Raw genomic sequence first — 16,583 nt, 5'->3', positions numbered from 1 at the left:
ACCTTGGATGCGTCATGACTTCCTGTATCTTCTGCCGGATCATCTCAGGGGGGCTAGGTGCGGCCCGGATTGGAGAGAATGATCTGGCGCTCGCTTTTCTCGACATCCGCCCGGTCAATCGGGGGCATGTGCTGGTGGTGCCGCGGCGGCATGTTTCGTCCTTCGGTGATCTTGGTGCGGAAGAATCCGTCGCGGTGTTCCAACTGATTCGGGAGGTGACATCCGCTCTGAAGGCGGAGCTTCCCGGGTGCGAGGGGATCACGCTGTCTGCCGCAGATGGAGAGGCGGCGGGACAGGAGGTGCCTCATGCTCATTTCCATGTCATTCCCCGATCTTCCGGAGACGATTTCGGATGGCGTCGATTCGGCACGCCCGAAAGCTCCGAAACCCTGGAGGCTACCGCATCCCTCCTCCGACATTCCATGATCTCATGAGCAAAACCAAATCAGTAACCATGCACAATGTGGGCATCGTGGTAGAAGACCTCGATGTTGCCATCGACTTCTTCACGGAACTCGGCCTCGAACTGGAGGGGCGGGCACCGATCGAGGGACCGTGGGCCGACGGCGTGACGGGTCTGCGCGGCCAGCGCGTGGAGATGGCGATGATGCGGACTCCGGACGGTCACAACCGGCTTGAGATCACGCGATTCCTCGCCCCAACGGTGATTGCCGATCATCGCAGGGCACCGGTGAATTCGCTCGGCTACCTGCGGGTGATGTTCAATGTGGGGGACCTCGCCGACACGCTCGCGCGGCTTGCGAAATACGGTGCGGAGGTCGTCGGGGAGGTGGTGGATTATGAGGATATCTACCGGCTCTGCTACATCCGGGGCCCGGAGGGAATCCTGATCGGGCTTGCGCAGGATCTCGGGTAAGGCGGATCAGGGCTTCTTGACCTGTGCGGTTTCCTCTATCAGACCGTTCTGATGCAGAAGATAGGTTCACTCTTCAAGCGTGACTACGAGGGGACGCGGCTCGTTTACGACGAAGTCGTCCCGGGATCCGAGTGGGTGCTTGCTGGCGAGGGCGTGGCGACGCGCAAGTTCGATGGCACCTGCTGCATGGTGCAGGACGGGAAGCTCTACAAGCGCTTCGACGCGAAGGCGGGCAAGGCGGCTCCGGAGGGGTTCCTTCCCGCGCAGGAGCCGGATGCCACCACGGGACATTGGCCGGGTTGGTTGCTGGTGGGGGATGCTCCCGAGGACCGGTGGCATCGCGAGGCCTTCACGGGTATGGAGGCGGATGGCACCTACGAGCTATGTGGGCCGAAGGTGCAGGGGAATCCGGACAAGTTCGAGAAGCACGTGCTGGTGCCTCATGGCCGGGAGGTGCTGGATGATGCGCCGCGGAGTTTTGAGGCGCTGAGGTCCTACCTGGAGGACCTGGAGATGGAGGGAATCGTCTGGCATCACCCGGACGGGCGGATGGTGAAGATCAAGCGGAAGGACTTCTTCAAGCCTTCGAAGCAGAAGAGGTATTGAGCTGAAGAACCCGGAGACCGTCTGGATAGATCGGGCCTTCAGCCCTCCCACGTCTCTTGCGCAGCAGACCTAGGCCTAGCGGCCTAGGCTGATATAGGACGCGCCTTCAGCGCTTCGCGGATGTCTATCTTAAACGATCCCCAGTGCCTCGATGAGCCTTTGCCGTAGCGGTGCGGCCAATTCGGCGAGGCGGGCTTGTTCTTTCTCGTAGTCTCTCCGGCCTTCCGGGGTCTCGATGCGGACGGAGTCCAAGCCGTGTTCGCTGAGGTCGTAGGGACTGGCGCGCATGTCGAGATCTCGGAGTTCCGTGGCGAGCTCGAAGCAATCTAACAGGAGGTCCGATCCTGCCCAGGGCATCGATTTGAAGGCCCACTTGTAGAGGTCCATGTTGGCGTGGACGCAGCCCGGTTGCTCGAAGTCGGGGCGGCCCAAGAGGGTGGGCTGGAGGCGGTTCAGCGGCTGGGCATCACTGTGGAAAAAGCGGAAGGCATCGAAGTGCGAGCAGCGGATGGGGCGGGACTCGATGAGTCGGTCGATCTCTTCCTGCGGGAGTCGCAGCGGCGTGCTGTTGCCATGGCGGACATCGGCCCCGCGATAGACCATGGCCCACTCATGCAGGCCATGGCAGGAGAAGATGGGCGGGCGGTCGCGCGTGGCGATGAGCAATTCCCGCATCCAGTGCAGGCGCGTGCGTTCCTTGTCCGCGAGCAAGGTGGGATCGGCGATGAGGATGCCATTCTGGATGCGGTAAGGTTCCTTCGCTAGATGGGCGGGCAGGGGACCGATGGCTTCCAAGCCGGTGCCGGACACGGGGTGCCACTCCTCGATTTTCGCGTAGGAGAAGCGGTAGTAGGTGAAGAGGAAATCCTCCACCGGATGCGGCTTGTTCGCGGCGCGGCGGTCCCGGGCGGGGACGGTCCAGCGTTCGGCGCGGGCGCGATGCCGCGCGGCGCGGGAGCTCCACTCCCGGGCATCGAGCACGGTGGCGATAGACGGCGAAGGCATCGCGGAGGAGAGAAAAGCACGCTGCGGCCCGGATGGCGAGCCCTGCGGGCGATTGGAAAGGATGGGGCGGCTTTGGAATTCTCCATGGATTGACTCGCACCACATCCGGGGGCTACCTTTCGCGACTCATGAAGCGAAGCACCGCGATCATTCGCCCCGGAGGCGCGCTCTGCTGGTCCACCGCGTGTATCCTCACCGGTCTGGGACTCAGCGGCTGCGAGCGCAACTACGTGGCCACGGCAAAGGATCAGCAGATGGCGGAGACGCAGAAGCGGATCGACTCGCTGGACGCCCAGCGGTCCAAGCTCATGAGCGGCGAGGTGCCGAATGACTTCTACCTCGAAGGCGTGGGCTATTATCACTCCTGCGCGCATAATTTCTTCGCGCATCCCTACGGCCTCTCGCACGGGGGCAAGTGGTTCGTGAATGGCGAGTGGAAGGATCGTCCGCCGGGCCCTGAGGCCTGTGGTGCGACCCGGCCTTCCGCGGAGGCGCTGAGGAAAGTGGAGGCTGCGCTGCAAAAGGAGCAGCAAGTCCTCGCCGGGCAATCCGGGAAGGCCAGCGGGCAGAGCCATGGCTTCGGCATGGGGAATGCGCTGATGATGTATTGGCTGCTCTCCGGAAACCGCGGCTTGTTCTCGCCCGGCGCCGGTTTTCAGCAAGCATCACGGCAAGCGCCGCAGTGGCAGAATGAGGTCGAGCGCCAGCGCAGCACGGTGAGCAATTATGCAGCCTCCAATCCGGGATATCGCCGGATGGTCGATCAAAGCCGGGCCTCCGGTGCGCCCGTTCGCGCGGGGCAATCGGTGCGTGGTGGTTTCGGCTCCAGCCGCAGCGGTGGTGGTTTCTCGTCCGGCGGTTGATCTGATCTGATGAAGACACCCATTCGTCTGGAAGTAAGGCCCCCTCGGAACGGGTGGCAGCAGCGCGTCGAGGAGGCCGGCCTGATCTGGCATGGTGCCGGCGGCGAGCCCTACTGGACGGAGGATCGTAATCTTGTTTTCACGCTGGAGGCTGCGGAGGTGCTGGAGGCTGCTGCCAATGAGCTGCACGCCATGTGCCTGAGCGCCTGCGATGAGATCGCAAGTCGCGGCTGGTGGGATCGTCTGGCGATCCCGGAGGCGGCGATCGGCATGGTGCAGACTTCGTGGATGGTGAGGAATCCCTCGCTTTACGGGCGCTTCGATCTTGCTTGGGATGGCAGCGGCACGCCGAAGTTGTTAGAATACAATGCGGACACTCCGACATCGCTGCTGGAGGCGGCGGTGATCCAGTGGCAGTGGCTGGAGGATGTGGCGGCGCAGAGCGATCAGCTGAACTCGCTTCACGAGGCCTTGGTCGAGCGCTGGGCACTTTTTCCGGAACAGACCATCCACTTCGCGTGCAAGTGGGATCACCTCGAAGACCGGCAGACCATCGCCTACCTCGCGGAGACCGCGGAGCAGGCGGGGAAGAGCGTGGAGCTGATGGACGTGGGGGAGATCGGTTTTTCTGAAGGGGGGCGCTTTACCGACATGAACGAGCGCCCGATCGAGCGGATCTTCAAGCTGTACCCCTGGGAGTGGATGGCGGAGGAGCCCTTCTTCGCGGAGATCGGCCAGGAGCGTGCGCGCTTCACGGAGCCGGCGTGGAAGATGATGCTTTCGAACAAGGGGATCCTGCCGATCCTGTGGGAGCTGAATCCCGGCCACCCGCTGCTACTGCCCGCATCGTACTCGCAGACTGGCTTGGGAAATGTCGACCGCTGGGTGGAGAAGCCCTTCTTTGGTCGCGAAGGATCGGGCGTGAGCATCCAGTCGCGCGGCCCATTCCATTCGCCGCCGCCGCTGCCCTCGCAAGACGGACCGATGGTGTATCAGCAGCACGCGAGGCTTTTTGAGGCGGGCGGCCAGCACATCGTGTGGGGTCTCTGGATGGTGGGGGATGAATGTCGCGGGCTCTCCGCACGGGGCGACAATTCACCGATCACCGGCAATTTCAGTCGCTTTCTCCCTCACCGGATTGAGGGCTGAGAAAATGTTCGGAAACTGAGATCAAAAATCCCTTGCGCGAATCTGATTTCTGACTAGGTTCGCGGCCCGCGCCGAAAGGTGCGGCACACAAAATCGCGGGATGGAGCAGCCAGGTAGCTCGTCAGGCTCATAACCTGAAGGTCGTAGGTTCAAATCCTACTCCCGCCACCAAATAAGAGCCTCAATCTGCAAAGGTTGAGGCTCTTTCCTTTTGCTGCGGACGCCCGAGGCTGGAGAGACTAGGATCTTGGACCTCCTGGCCCCGCCTAACAGCCGGAATAGCGCGTGCTTGCCGTCCGGTCTTCTCGCCTTCTTCGTGCGCCTCATTCTTGGCGGCGGAGGGTGTTGCCAATTTACTTGAGGGCGTCCGAGGTTTCGGCACCGTCCCGTTTCGTGAGATATCTCCTTACCCTCCCGGCGGTCTTCGCTGCTTTCTTGCCGCTGGCCGCCGAGGCCCAGATCAAGAACCTCGCATCCAACAGCTCCGCGAACTGTTCGATTCAGGGTGAGGGCTCTTGGGTGCGATCATTTCCAGAAGGAGGCAGCGAAAGCGTTCTCTTCAGGACGGAGGAGTTTCCCTTCAGCTTTTCGCAGTCGAGTTTGCCACCTGCCCCGAGGTCCTTTTCGCAACTGCTGCCCGCTCCTGCGGCTGAGAACCATCCGGGCTTCGCTTGGGCCGGAGGCATCCAGCCTTCAATCAACTACAGCTTTGAGGTTCCGAACTGGAGCACGACACCTGGCAAAAGCGGGGAACTCGCCTCGGCGGTCATGCGCTACGAAGTTGACGTGAGCATCGTCACCGGAGCTCCTGATCTGTCGTACTGCAACACGGCGATGACGGTATTCTTCGAGCTCACCGAGCCGATGGCGCTCAATCATTCGGGCGGGGAATTTGTGGATGTTTTCGGTTCATCCGTGGACATCTCCCAGCACTTGGACAGCAACGGATACCTCCTTCCGGGAAACTACATTTATGCGGCGCTGCTGAATCCGGGGAGCTGCGCGCTCGAACTGTCGTTAACGCCGCCGCCGATAGACAGCGATGGCGACGGGCTTTTGAACGTGGACGAGATCAACATTCACCACACGGATCCAACAAAGGCGGATACGGATGGGGACGGACTCACGGATAAGGAGGAAATTCAGGTTGTGCATTCCGATCCGTTGGTCGCGGACACCGATGGTGATGGCTTTATCGATGGTTTTGAATGGAAGTCTGGAAAGTCACCGACCGACCCGCTGAGTTTTCCGGTCGCCGCTATTTCGATTCATCCTGCCATCGAGCTTCGGGTAAGCACCAAGCTCGGCACGAACTACCGCGTTCAATCTTCGGTGGACATGCAGACGTGGATTGATGCCGATACCGTGATTGAGGGAACGGGAGCCGAAGTAAGGCGCATCTTCGAGACTGTGGATGGCGGCGCTAAATTCTGGAGGGTCAGAGAAGAAGACTGAAGCGCGTCCAAGGATCTGCTTGAAAGGGTGATCGAGGATGCTCCGAATACGAGCCGACAAGATGCGATTTGCATTGCGGGGCAGTGGGTTTGCATTGCGGGACACCTTTGTCACTCCTCATTCCTAGGAGAGCAAGTGTCTGTGGGTGAATGATCCGCGATAGGTCATCTTATGAGGTATGCGGGATGCTCCTAGAGACGGAGAACCCGCTAATCTCATGAAGACGACAACTAAAATCGCAGGCTCGGTCGTGATCCTCGCGTTCGCGATGACGGGTACTTCTTGCATGACGACTTATGACGCCGCCGGACGCCCGGTGACCTCGGTGGATCCGGGGGCCGCTGCTGCCGGTGCGGTAGCCGCAGGCGCGCTTGGCTACGCCATCGGTCAGAACAACAGCCATGATCACTACTACTATGGTGGTTACCGGAGGCCCTACTATAATCCTTATGGTTATCGCCGGGGTGGCTATTATGGTCATCGTGGTCACTGGCATCGCTAATGACCCACTTCTTGGAACGGGCGGCCTCATTGGGGCCGCTCTTTTTTTGTGCCCAAGCGAAGGGATTTGAAAGCCGTCCTTTCGCGAAGAGGGAAGGCGTGCTAGGGACCAGCATGGCACAGTTCCCGAATGAGTCGGATGGTGGCAGCTTCAAACGTCAGGAAGATGCATTCCGGAGAATAGTAGGTGCCAGCGAGGATCTGCCTGCCTTGCCGGGCCGCTATCATCTCTACATTTCACTCGCTTGTCCGTGGGCTTGCCGGACCCTCATCGTGCGGAAGTTGTTAGGCCTCCAGGATTCCATCGGCGTGAGCATCGCGGATCCGGTGCGGGATGACCTAGGCTGGGCATTCCGGGAGGGGGCGGGGCATGGTCCGGATGAGGCCGAGGGCTTTCAGTATCTCTCCGAGGCCTACAAGGCCACGGACCCGGGATTCGATGGCCGCGTGACGGTGCCGGTGCTGTGGGACCGGCTGGAGAAGAAGATCGTGAACAATTCCGAGGACGACATCTGCCGGATGTTCCAGACGGCCTTTGCCCCGCCGGAAGCGCCGAATCTCTTTCCCCCGCAGCTCGCAACCGAGCAGGATGCCCTGAGCCAATTCCTCTATGAGAAGGTGAACAATGGCGTCTACCTCGCGGGCTTTGCCACGGAGCAGGCGGTATATGAAAAGGCGGTGCTTGAATTGTTCGCGGCGCTGGATGAGCTGGAGCGGCGGCTTTCGACGCAGCGGTATCTCTTGGGAGACCGGATCGTAGAGAGTGATTGGCGGCTCTTCTGCACTCTGGTGCGCTTCGATGAGGTCTATCACGGCCACTTCAAGTGCAACCTCAAGCGGATCCTCGATTACCCCGCGCTCCATCGCCACCTATGCGATCTCTATCGCCTCCCTGGCATTGCGGAGACCGTGGACTTCGATCACATCAAACGGCACTATTATATCACCCACGACGACATCAATCCGACCCGCATCGTGCCCGTCGGTCCCGCGGTGATCTTCGGGGATGAGGAGGGGTGAATCATGGCTTGCCCCTGGCGGGATCTTGCACGAACGAAAGACATGAGCGTGATCCCGGATCCCGAGCAGCTGTATTTCGAGAATGATGGCGAGATCCCGAATAGCCCCTTGCCGGTGCTGCTGTATCGCTCTGCCTTTCCGGAGAGGGGGGATCCCGGTGCGGAGTGGCTGGAGGAAAGCTTCGCGCGTCATGGCTGGACGAACTCATGGCGGAATGGCGTTTACCCGTATCACCACTATCACACGAATACCCACGAGGTATTGGGCGTGTATCGGGGCTCGGCCTTGTTGCATCTCGGCGGGGAGTCGGGTGCCGAGGTCGAGGTGGTGGCGGGCGATGTGATCGTCCTGCCTGCCGGTGCCGGCCACAAGAGGCTGGGATCCACGCATGATTTCGCGGTGGTGGGTGCCTATCCGGACGGCATGGATCCGGAAACCCTGAAAGCGGGCGAGCTCACGATGGAAGATGCGCTGGAGCAGATTCGCCGCGTGCCTCTCCCGCAGTCCGATCCGGTGCGCGGTGACGAGGGATGGCCCGGGATTTGGAAGTGATCCTTCGTTTTTATCTCCTAGCAAACGATGAAAGCACTCAAGGCACTGATCCTTTGTTCCGCACTGATCCCCTCATTGAGGGCGGAGGAAGATCCGAAGTTGATCGAGGTGGCATCCTTCGGGAAGAACCAGCCGATCGGCATGGCAGCCGCGTCGAATCCGCAGCGAGTCTTCGTTTCCTTCCCGCACAAGGAGCCCTTTCTGTATGCCCTCACCGAGATCGTGAAGGGCGAGCGCGTTCCTTTCCCCGATGCGGCATGGAACAAGTACGATCCCGCAAATGAGCAGGCCTGCTTCGTCAACGTGCAGGACCTCTTTGTCGATCGCTTGGATGATCTGTGGGTGCTGGATTCCGCGCCCTCCGGCAGTGCCTCGATCTTCGGAGGCGCAGCGGGGGAGGGGAAGTTCAAGCTAGTCTGCATCGACCTGGAGGGAAACAAGGTTGAGCGCGTCTATGACTTCGCCGATCTGCCAAAGACCGGCAGCGCGCTGAATGATGTGTGCGTGGATCATACGCACAAGCTCGCCTACCTTTCCGATCCCGGCTTGAAGGCCATTGTCGTGATGGATCTGGGAAGCGGGAGTTCACGCGTGGTGCTGAAGGAAGATCCCGCCACCCTCGCGGCCCCGGGCTTTGTCCTCCATCTCGATGGCAAGGATGTGGTGGGCGGCAATGGCAAGCCCTTCGTCTCGAACGTCAATGGCGTCGCACTCACCAAGGATGACCGCTACTTCTACTTCCGCGCGATCAACCAGACAAAGCTCTACCGCATCGAGACCAAGCATCTCGCCGATGCCACTCTAACGGAAAAGGATCTCTCCGCCAAGGTGGAAACCGTCGCGGATACCGGCGTCTGCCACGGCATGGTCGCGGATGAGAAGGGGAACGTCTATCTCACGGACTCCGTTAGGAAAGAGATTCGCTACGTCACGCCCGCTGGTGAGGTGAAGACATTGGTAAAGGATGACCGCTTGATCTGGCCGGATTCCCTTGGCATCGGCTCGGATGGTTTCCTCTACCTTACCGCAGCGCAGATGCACCGCCTGCCGAACTACAATAGCGGGGAAAACCGTGTGGAGTACCCCTTCCGCGCATACAAGGTGGCCCTGCCGAGAGATTGATCAGCGGCGGTTCGAGACGCGGAACTCCTTCGGCGTCATCCCGAGCCGCTGGCGGAAGAGATTCACCAGCGCGCTCGCGGTTCTGAAGCCGGAGCGCTCCGCCACTTCCTGAAGCGAGAGGTCGGACGAGGAGAGCAGTCGCATCGCCAGATCGAAGTGCGCACGCCAGATCTCCTCGTGCAGCGTGCGGCCGATCAAGGTATTGAAGCGGCCTTCCAGCGAACGTCGGGAGATGCTCGTGGCAGCCACCACGTCACGCACCTTGATGGTGCTATCGGCATGCTCGCGGATGAAGCGCAGCGCGGCAACGACGTCGGCATCGTTGAAGGCGAAGACATCCGTCGAACGTCGTTCGATCACATGTGCGGGCGGGATCCGCATTGGCTCGGTCGGGCGTGCTTCACCCTCGATGATGCGGTCGAGCAAGGCGGCGGCCTCATAGCCGCGCCGCTCCATGTCCACCTCCACGCTGGAGAGGGTGGGGGAGCAGAGTTCGCAGAGCTGGTGATGATTTCCCGCACCCACCACGGCAATTTCCTCGGGCACCTTGATGTCGGCGCTCCAGCACGCATCCAGGCACATCGCGGCGATGCGATCCAGGGGCGAGAACACGCCAAGCGGCCGCGGCAGGGAAGATAGCTTTCCGATCAATTCTTCATCCGCGTGGGCGGCGGCTAGGTTGATCGTAGTGACCTTCCAGCCCGCTTCTTCGATCCGCTTTTGGAACCCCTGCCCGCGGTCGGTCGAGTAATGCGTGCCATCGCGGCGACGGACAAAGGCGAAATTCGTGAAGCCGCGGTCGAGTAGATGCTCTGCGGCCATCCGGCCGATCTGATGATCATCGCTCAAAACACTGACAACCTCGGACTCATCCAAGAGACCGGCCACATTCACCACCGGGATGGTGCGTCCCGCGGCAGCATCGTGAAAACGCGGGTCCACCACCGTGCAGATCAGGCCATCGCCCTCCCAGTTTTCCACGAGTTCCGCCAGCTCCTTGCGCTCCCGGTCGAAGTAAGCGATCCGCCAATTCGGCTTCTGCTGCACATAGCGGCTGATCCCATCGAGGATCTTGTTCCCATAGCCGCTAAGAGGTTCGACCATGAGGCCGACGTGCCGGAAAGTGCGCTTCACGACCGCGAGCATTGCTGGAAGTTTTGCGTTGTAAATGCGTAATGATGAAACCATCTGCGGCGTGATGAAAACAACCGTTCGATTTGCAATCCGTGAAAGGAAAGGCTGACATACAAGCCCCCAAAGGGGGTAGTTCGCTTGTTTTCAAGTGGCTGCGAATGTTTCCCATGGGAAACTTGTTCGACATGTCCAGCTTGGCAGTCCTGATGGTAGTTGCCGGGATAGCTCGGGCGGAAGGTGACCAAAATGTGACGTCAGGTGCCGCCGCATTTCCGACCATCGCACTCAATCAGGCAGGCTTTGAAACTGCTCGGACGAAACGATTCACTGCTCCCTTGGCACCGGATGGGGCGCCTTTTTTCATTCGCCCCGCCAGAGCGAATGGTGCCCTCTTCGAGGGGAGATTGGTCGGAAAGATCGGTGATTTCTCGGGCTTCATGCCGACCGGGCAAGCGGACGAATATGTGGTGGAGGCGGAGGGGCACCGGGGTGATCCCTTCGTGATCCATCCGGATTTCTGGAAAGAGCTTTTCTGGCAGCCAGCGGTCGATTTTCTCATCGATGCCCGCAGCGTCACCGGCACCCATCCGAGCGCTTACGGCGGCTGCCCCTGGCGGGATGGCACCTACTATGATGCCATCCTCCCTGCGCTGGTGATGCTGCAGCGGGCAAATCCCGAGCGCATCGCGGCGATGCCACGGCAGATTGATTGGGAAACGGACAAGCGCCGGGTGCTCGATCCGGCCTTCCGCTTCGATGCGAAGAACCCCGGCAGCGAGGGCGTGATGGATGCGGTGCGGCGATACTTCACCGAAATGGAGCCACCTGCTGCCGATGCGCCTGACGTGGTGAAGCTGATCCACTGGGGCGCGGGCTATTACCTCATGAATCCCGCGACCCGGGATCCCAGCGGTGATCCCGAGCCGCGGCAGATCCACTCGCAGACCGTCGAACAAGTCGCCTACGTCGTCTGGGCTTGGCCCGCGCTCGAGAAATGGCTGCCCCGCTCCTTCTACGAGAAGTGTCGTAGTTTCTGCGAGGCGAACTGGAGCAAGTCCCTCGGCATCGACAAGTGGTGGGATACCTCAAGCTATCAGGCCGTGAGCGAACTCGCAGGGGAAAATCCCACCGGCGGCCTGCTGCACCCCTACAAAGGCCGCCACGCGCCCGGGCACTCCATCGTGCCGAATCTTCTGATGCATGAAGTGGCAAAGCGTGACCATCTTGCCGATCCGGAGCGGTATTTGAAGGCCGCGATCGGCCAAGCTGCATGGATCGTGAAACATCTGGATTGGAGCGATCCCCGCACGACCAAGGGCCACCGCATGAGCGAACACCGCACGATCCCGAATCTGGTGTGGCTGCTGCAGAACTACCCGGACCAAGCTCCGCCGGGATTGAGAGACAAGATCAACGAATGGGCGGAGGTGGCCGTGGCGAGATCGGAAAACCTCTGGGATTTCCGCCGCTATGACGTGGACAAGGAATGGACCATTCCCAAACTGAATGACGTGGGCAATTGGGCCGGCACCCCGGCAATCATGCTTTCCGCTTCTTGGGTAATTGAGGACCCTGCATTGAAGCTGCGCCTTCGGGAACTAGCGGTGTCCCATGCGGATGCACTCTTCGGTCGGAATCCGCGGTTGGCCGCGACTCCCCACGCCACCGCGGGCTTTACCGGGCTTGAGCGCGGTTGGCCTCGTGCTTTCCCGGAGAATCGCTGTGCGCGCCTGGAGCTCTGCCGCGGTTCGATCTCCTCCGGGCCGGGAACGGAAATGTTTCCCTTCCAACCGGAGGGTGCCTACCGTCATGCAGAAGGTTGGGTGAATTACGGAGCGGCATGGTGCATCAGCTTGGCTTGGCTGGAGTTTGACCGGAGGGGAGGCAAGGTTCCCTAACGGATGAAGTTTCGCGGACTCCGCTGGTGGATCCTCGGCCTGGTCTTTCTGGCCGCGGTGCTTAACTATGTCGATCGCCAGACCCTGTTCGTCCTCGCACCGACCATCCAGCGGGACCTTGGCATGGATGACCGCGAGTATGCGGATGTCCTGAATCTTTTCCTGCTCGCCTACACGGTGGCCTACCTGATCTCGGGAAAGCTGGTGGATCGGCTCGGCACCCGCGGAGGCACGGCGCTTTTCGTTGTGTGGTGGTCATTGGCAAATATGGCCACGGCATGGGTGCAGGGCGTACGATCCATGGGCAGCTGCCGCTTTCTCTTAGGTCTCGGTGAGGCAGGCATTTGGCCCGCGGCGTCGAAGGCTGTCTCGGAGTGGTTCCCGCCGCGGGAACGGGCCTTGGCGATCGGCCTTTACACGATGGGTGCCACGGTCGGTGCCGCGCTGACACCCTATGTCGTCATTCCGCTGGCGACGCACGAGCTTCCGAAAGGCCTGCCGCTCTTCGATTCCTGGTTCGGGAGCCAGTCCGGCTGGCGCGTGGCTTTCCTCCTGACCGGCTTGGCGGGTTTTCTTTGGCTGATCCCCTGGCTGCTGCTCTACCGGCATCCGCGGCATAGCAAAAGGATTACCCCCGAGGAATCGGCACTGATCGCGGAGAGCGAAGAAATGGCCAGCACCGGGGGAGCCTGGTCGTGGAGGCAGGTGCTCGCTTTCCGGCCCATGTGGCTTCTGTTAGTCGGGCGACTGCTCACGGATCCGGTGTGGTATTTCTACCAGTTCTGGTTCGCCAAATATCTGGGCACCCAACACGGGCTCGACCAGCGCTCGCTCACCGTCACCTGGGTAATCTACACCGCGGCTGGCATCGGCTCCCTGGCAGGCGGTTGGTTCTCGGGACTTCTCGTGAAAGGAGGGAAAAGCCCGCTCTCCTCCCGACTCCGGGTCATGCTCGGCTGTGCGATCCTCATGCCGCTCTCGATCCTCATCCCCGGATGCGGTGGCCTCTCTTCCACGATGATCCTTACCGCCTGCACGGTCTTCGCTTCGCTCGCATGGCTGATTAATCTCAGCGCGATCGTGGTGGATATCGTGCCGAGGCACTCGCTTGGCACTGTGTTCAGCGTCGTTGCGGCCGGCAGTTCCCTTGGCGGCATCGCCATGAACATGCTGGTGGCCGCGATGGTATCCGGTCCGCCGGTGAAGGCCGGCGGTTTCCTCGATCAGGGATTCCGCTCGCTTTTCGGGCCGCTTCTAACAAGCGTCCAGGGGCAAGGCTACGGTCCTTGGTTCCTCGCCATGGCGCTCCTCCATCCGCTCGCGCTCATCATTCTCAAGGCAGGCGGCATCCAGCGCCACCGTGCTGGATGTGACCGGTCCTGAAGTAAGGCCCATCACCTACTCCGCCATTGCGCTGCCGATCTTCGCATACAGCTCGGTCTGCTTCGCCGACCACTCTACCAGGTCCGCCGCCAGCGTCACCGCTCCCGGCTCGAAGATCGTGATCGTCGACGATCCTCCGAAGGCGAAGTAGCCCTTCTCATCGCCTTTCGTCACCGGCTTCCCCGGCGTGAAGGTTTGATGGATCGATCCCACGCAAGTGGCCCCGATCTCCATCAGCAGCACCGTCCCCATGTCAGACGTCTCGAGCTTGGTGACCGTCCGCTTGTTCTCCCACAGGTAGGCCAGGCGACGTCTCAGCGCGATCGGAGAAACGGAGAACAGCGGGCCGTCGATCGTCCTTACTTCTCCCGGCGTCCCCGACGCAGGGAAGTGGAAGCGGTGATAGTCCACCGGGCAGAGACGGGAAAGCACCAGCGAGCCATTCGCATACTTCGCCGCCAGTGAATCATCGCCAAGCAGCCTGCCCAAATCCCACTTCTGGCCCTTCACGAAGACCCCCTCGATCTCGCTGGCCTTCTGGAAGCCCAGATGCCGGCCATCGGCAGGAAACACCGCCTTGCTCTCCGCGATCGGTCGCGCCGATGGCTTCAGCTTGCGGTAGAAGAACTCGTTGAAGGTCCGGTAGCTGTCCGGAGCATCGGCGAATTCCACGGGATCCAGGCCGTATTGCTGGATGAAAGGTGCCACCTTTGCCTTGGTCGCTGGATCGTCCATCCGCTTCCCGTACCATCTCGAGAAGGCGGCGCGCTTCACCATCACATGCAGGGGCAGCGCTCCCAAGGGATTGGCGTAGCTGAATTGAAGGAATCCCTCGCCATAGACCTGCTCGGTCTCCATTTGGCCGGTGTGACGGTTGAAATAGCGGATCGCGCTCACGTGCCGCGAACCTAAGCGAGCAAAAGGAATAGGGTGAAAGGTTTTTCCTCCCACGCGGGCCCGTGGCGGAGGGAATCAGGTCATTTTCCACCCGCTGTGTTCAAATTCCCCGCGGATCCGCGTTATTTCAGGGTGAATCGCCCATTCAAGCCAATGATTGAAGCAACTTTGCGTCTCCCGAGACCGGTCGGGGGCACCGGAATGGCCTTGCACGTCGCGAAGGCGGGGGCTATCCGCGGCGCGATGAAAATCCGGGCACTTTCCGCCTGCCTCGGCCTCACCTTGATCCTTCCTGCTTGCCGCAAGCCGGCGGAGGTGACGGTGGACGAGAGCCGTGACCTCACGATGCACGATGAAGCTTCGAAGCTGAATGCCACCAGCAATGACCGCTTCGAGGAGCCGGGCACCGGTCCCTTTGTCCCCGGACAAGTGCCGCCGAGCTGGCTCGCGCAGCCAGCCACCTCCTTCCGCCTGCTGAGTTATCGCTTCGGAACCGGCGGTGACATCGCCGTGGGCATGGCCTCCGGTAGCCTGACTGACAATATCAACCGCTGGCTTGGCCAATTCGCTCTGCCGGCCCTGAGTGACGCCGATGTCGCGAAGCTCCCGAAGGACAAGATCACCGGGATCGAGGGCGTCTGGGTGGAAGCCTCCGGGGACTATGCTCCCGGCATGGGTCAGCCGCCCCGCCCCGGCCAAGCGCTCTACGGCTTCATCGCCGCAGACCAAGGACGCATCATCACCGTGAAGATGACCGGACCCGCCGAAGAAGTGGCCGGCCAGAAGGAAGCTCTCCAAAACTTCGTGAAAACCCTGCGTCAGCGGGGTGAATGATCCTGCCCCCGGACCCCGTAACCTGCTGCCCCGATGAGTTCATCCGGCTCGAAGTCCATTCCACTCCGCATTCTCAATTTCTTTTCGGGTCTGGGACTCGCCACCGTGTTGCTGGTGATCCTGATGATCCTCACCTGGGTCGCCACCCTGGAACAGGTCTTGTACGGCCTGCATGCGACCCTTGAGAAATATTTCACCCCGAAGGCGAGCGGTCTCTTCGTCTTTCCGGATGCGGGTATCATCAGCGAAGGCCTGACCGGCAAAAAGCTGCCCCCGCTGCCGGGAGGCTACTGGGTCTGCGCCCTGCTCGTCCTCAATCTCACCTTGGGCGGCATCATTCGCATGCGGAAGGGCTGGAACAAGATCGGCATCCTCATGTCCCACTTCGGCATCATCTTCATGATCGTCGCCGGGGGGGTCGCTCAACTCAAGGAAGAGCGCGGCGTGATGATGCTCAGCGAAACGGAAGGATCTGCCTTCCCGAAAACCGCGGACTATGCCCAAGCCTTCACCGAAACCACGGTGGAGATCACCGAGGTGAAGGACGGCAAGCTGGTAGGCCCGGTCCATTTCGTAAAAGACGTCTATTACCGTGACCTCGAAGGCGCGGACCGCCGCGTGGTCCGCCTGCCGAAGCTGCCCTTCGACCTCGAGTTCCAAGGCTACGTCCAGAATGCCAAGCCGATGGCCGCAACCGCGATGGCACCCACTCGCAACGAGCCGATCGTGGATGGCTGGTACCTCTTCGGCCGCGAACCGAACAAGGAAACGGAGATGGACACTCCGGGCGTCCATGCCCGCGTGCTCGGTCGCGATGGCAAGAATGGCGATGGCTTCCTCCTCGCCGTAGAGTCTCATGCGCCCTACACCGTGACCGCGGATGGCCGCACTTTTACGGTCTCGATCGACAAGCGCGTCTGGCCGGTGCCCTTCCAAGTGCGCTTGGAGGACGCCCGCTCCGAGTATCACCCGAACACGACCCGCCCCAAGGTTTTCGAAAGCGACATCGTGCGGATCGAGGATGGCCGCGAATCGAAGGTCTTCATCGAGATGAACGAGCCGATGCGCTATGCTGGCTACACCTTCTTCCAGCGCACGATGATGAATGGCCCCTCCGGCGGCGCGAAGGAGGCAACCATCTCCGGATTTGAAGTCGTGCGGAATCCAGCCGATAAGTGGCCGGAATACAGCATCTACGTCGTCGGCCTCGGCCTTTGTGTCCACTTCCTGACGAAGCTCTGGGGCTTCCTCTTCCGCAAAAAATCCAATCCTGTCCCTCAAGCCTGA

The 16,583-nt window shown here is 61.1% G+C and carries 17 protein-coding genes and 1 tRNA gene; 15 read left to right on the top strand and 3 right to left on the bottom strand.

Going from position 1 to position 16,583, the window contains the following annotated elements; translation table 11 throughout:
• Positions 1-14 precede the first annotated feature (14 nt).
• Genes HHL09_RS26805 through HHL09_RS04360 form a run of 3 tightly spaced genes read left to right on the top strand, consistent with a single transcriptional unit; the run spans position 15 to position 1,483 of the window.
• Entirely contained in the window at positions 15-434 is a 420-nt protein-coding gene (locus tag HHL09_RS26805; protein ID WP_169453258.1) for an HIT family protein, read from the top strand.
• Positions 431-877, top strand: coding sequence for a VOC family protein (locus HHL09_RS04365; RefSeq protein WP_240963732.1), 447 nt, complete (start codon positions 431-433; stop codon positions 875-877). The genes HHL09_RS26805 and HHL09_RS04365 overlap by 4 nt, the downstream gene beginning before the upstream one ends.
• A 51-nt stretch (positions 878-928) precedes the next feature.
• Positions 929-1,483, top strand: a complete 555-nt coding sequence (locus HHL09_RS04360) for an RNA ligase 1 family protein (RefSeq protein WP_169453257.1) — start codon at positions 929-931, stop codon at positions 1,481-1,483.
• Between the two features lie 129 nt (positions 1,484-1,612).
• Here HHL09_RS04360 and HHL09_RS04355 read toward each other — a convergent pair whose 3' ends face one another.
• Positions 1,613-2,488: a 3-methyladenine DNA glycosylase gene (locus HHL09_RS04355; protein WP_169453256.1), complete on the bottom strand. Its 876-nt coding sequence runs from the start codon at positions 2,486-2,488 to the stop codon at positions 1,613-1,615.
• A gap of 128 nt (positions 2,489-2,616) precedes the next feature.
• Between HHL09_RS04355 and HHL09_RS04350 the strand changes: the two genes are divergently transcribed.
• The 8 genes from HHL09_RS04350 to HHL09_RS04315 all read left to right on the top strand — a co-directional run bounded on the left by HHL09_RS04350 (position 2,617) and on the right by HHL09_RS04315 (position 9,150).
• The gene (locus HHL09_RS04350) at positions 2,617-3,351 is read left to right on the top strand and encodes a hypothetical protein (RefSeq protein ID WP_169453255.1); all 735 of its coding nucleotides are present in this window, start codon (positions 2,617-2,619) and stop codon (positions 3,349-3,351) included.
• A gap of 9 nt (positions 3,352-3,360) precedes the next feature.
• A complete protein-coding gene (locus HHL09_RS04345) occupies positions 3,361-4,500 on the top strand; it encodes a glutathionylspermidine synthase family protein (RefSeq protein ID WP_169453254.1) in 1,140 nt (379 codons plus the stop codon).
• Positions 4,501-4,594: 94 nt separating this feature from the next.
• Positions 4,595-4,671, top strand: a tRNA-Met gene (locus tag HHL09_RS04340).
• Between the two features lie 597 nt (positions 4,672-5,268).
• Positions 5,269-5,955 (top strand): thrombospondin type 3 repeat-containing protein, encoded by a 687-nt coding sequence (locus tag HHL09_RS04335; protein WP_169453253.1) that lies wholly within the window; start codon positions 5,269-5,271, stop codon positions 5,953-5,955.
• Positions 5,956-6,172: 217 nt separating this feature from the next.
• Positions 6,173-6,457, top strand: coding sequence for a hypothetical protein (locus HHL09_RS04330; RefSeq protein WP_169453252.1), 285 nt, complete (start codon positions 6,173-6,175; stop codon positions 6,455-6,457).
• A 113-nt stretch (positions 6,458-6,570) separates the two neighbouring features.
• Positions 6,571-7,476, top strand: coding sequence for a glutathione S-transferase family protein (locus HHL09_RS04325; RefSeq protein ID WP_169453251.1), 906 nt, complete (start codon positions 6,571-6,573; stop codon positions 7,474-7,476).
• Between the two features lie 42 nt (positions 7,477-7,518).
• Positions 7,519-8,028, top strand: coding sequence for a cupin (locus tag HHL09_RS04320; RefSeq protein WP_169453250.1), 510 nt, complete (start codon positions 7,519-7,521; stop codon positions 8,026-8,028).
• Between the two features lie 27 nt (positions 8,029-8,055).
• Positions 8,056-9,150: an L-dopachrome tautomerase-related protein gene (locus HHL09_RS04315; RefSeq protein WP_169453249.1), complete on the top strand. Its 1,095-nt coding sequence runs from the start codon at positions 8,056-8,058 to the stop codon at positions 9,148-9,150.
• Here HHL09_RS04315 and HHL09_RS04310 read toward each other — a convergent pair whose 3' ends face one another.
• Entirely contained in the window at positions 9,151-10,284 is a 1,134-nt protein-coding gene (locus HHL09_RS04310) for a DNA-binding transcriptional regulator (RefSeq protein ID WP_169453248.1), read from the bottom strand. It abuts the gene before it with no gap.
• A 185-nt stretch (positions 10,285-10,469) separates the two neighbouring features.
• Here HHL09_RS04310 and HHL09_RS04305 point away from each other — a divergent pair, with 185 nt between their 5' ends.
• On the top strand, positions 10,470-12,182 hold the full coding sequence (locus tag HHL09_RS04305; protein WP_169453247.1) for an early set domain-containing protein: 1,713 nt from the start codon (positions 10,470-10,472) through the stop codon (positions 12,180-12,182).
• 3 nt (positions 12,183-12,185) lie between these two features.
• Positions 12,186-13,565: an MFS transporter gene (locus HHL09_RS04300; protein ID WP_169453246.1), complete on the top strand. Its 1,380-nt coding sequence runs from the start codon at positions 12,186-12,188 to the stop codon at positions 13,563-13,565.
• Positions 13,566-13,580: 15 nt separating this feature from the next.
• Here HHL09_RS04300 and HHL09_RS04295 read toward each other — a convergent pair whose 3' ends face one another.
• A complete protein-coding gene (locus HHL09_RS04295; protein WP_169453245.1) occupies positions 13,581-14,462 on the bottom strand; it encodes a phosphatidylserine decarboxylase in 882 nt (293 codons plus the stop codon).
• Positions 14,463-14,705: 243 nt separating this feature from the next.
• Here HHL09_RS04295 and HHL09_RS04290 point away from each other — a divergent pair, with 243 nt between their 5' ends.
• Both HHL09_RS04290 and HHL09_RS04285 read left to right on the top strand, forming a co-directional pair.
• Entirely contained in the window at positions 14,706-15,296 is a 591-nt protein-coding gene (locus HHL09_RS04290; RefSeq protein ID WP_169453244.1) for a hypothetical protein, read from the top strand.
• A 33-nt stretch (positions 15,297-15,329) separates the two neighbouring features.
• Positions 15,330-16,583, top strand: coding sequence for a cytochrome c biogenesis ResB family protein (locus HHL09_RS04285; protein WP_169453243.1), 1,254 nt, complete (start codon positions 15,330-15,332; stop codon positions 16,581-16,583).

This window comes from Luteolibacter luteus (assembly GCF_012913485.1).
GTDB classification, from domain to species: domain Bacteria; phylum Verrucomicrobiota; class Verrucomicrobiia; order Verrucomicrobiales; family Akkermansiaceae; genus Haloferula; species Haloferula lutea.
This window is presented reverse-complemented; position numbering and strand designations above follow the sequence as displayed.

Coding starts and splice junctions, on each gene's coding strand:
- HHL09_RS26805 (WP_169453258.1), top strand. CDS start 15: ATGACTTCCTGTATCTTCTGCCGGATCATCTCAGGGGGGCTAGGTGCG.
- HHL09_RS04365 (WP_240963732.1), top strand. CDS start 431: ATGAGCAAAACCAAATCAGTAACCATGCACAATGTGGGCATCGTGGTA.
- HHL09_RS04360 (WP_169453257.1), top strand. CDS start 929: ATGCAGAAGATAGGTTCACTCTTCAAGCGTGACTACGAGGGGACGCGG.
- HHL09_RS04355 (WP_169453256.1), bottom strand. CDS start 2,488: ATGCCTTCGCCGTCTATCGCCACCGTGCTCGATGCCCGGGAGTGGAGC.
- HHL09_RS04350 (WP_169453255.1), top strand. CDS start 2,617: ATGAAGCGAAGCACCGCGATCATTCGCCCCGGAGGCGCGCTCTGCTGG.
- HHL09_RS04345 (WP_169453254.1), top strand. CDS start 3,361: ATGAAGACACCCATTCGTCTGGAAGTAAGGCCCCCTCGGAACGGGTGG.
- HHL09_RS04335 (WP_169453253.1), top strand. CDS start 5,269: ATGCGCTACGAAGTTGACGTGAGCATCGTCACCGGAGCTCCTGATCTG.
- HHL09_RS04330 (WP_169453252.1), top strand. CDS start 6,173: ATGAAGACGACAACTAAAATCGCAGGCTCGGTCGTGATCCTCGCGTTC.
- HHL09_RS04325 (WP_169453251.1), top strand. CDS start 6,571: ATGGCACAGTTCCCGAATGAGTCGGATGGTGGCAGCTTCAAACGTCAG.
- HHL09_RS04320 (WP_169453250.1), top strand. CDS start 7,519: ATGAGCGTGATCCCGGATCCCGAGCAGCTGTATTTCGAGAATGATGGC.
- HHL09_RS04315 (WP_169453249.1), top strand. CDS start 8,056: ATGAAAGCACTCAAGGCACTGATCCTTTGTTCCGCACTGATCCCCTCA.
- HHL09_RS04305 (WP_169453247.1), top strand. CDS start 10,470: ATGTCCAGCTTGGCAGTCCTGATGGTAGTTGCCGGGATAGCTCGGGCG.
- HHL09_RS04300 (WP_169453246.1), top strand. CDS start 12,186: ATGAAGTTTCGCGGACTCCGCTGGTGGATCCTCGGCCTGGTCTTTCTG.
- HHL09_RS04290 (WP_169453244.1), top strand. CDS start 14,706: ATGAAAATCCGGGCACTTTCCGCCTGCCTCGGCCTCACCTTGATCCTT.
- HHL09_RS04285 (WP_169453243.1), top strand. CDS start 15,330: ATGAGTTCATCCGGCTCGAAGTCCATTCCACTCCGCATTCTCAATTTC.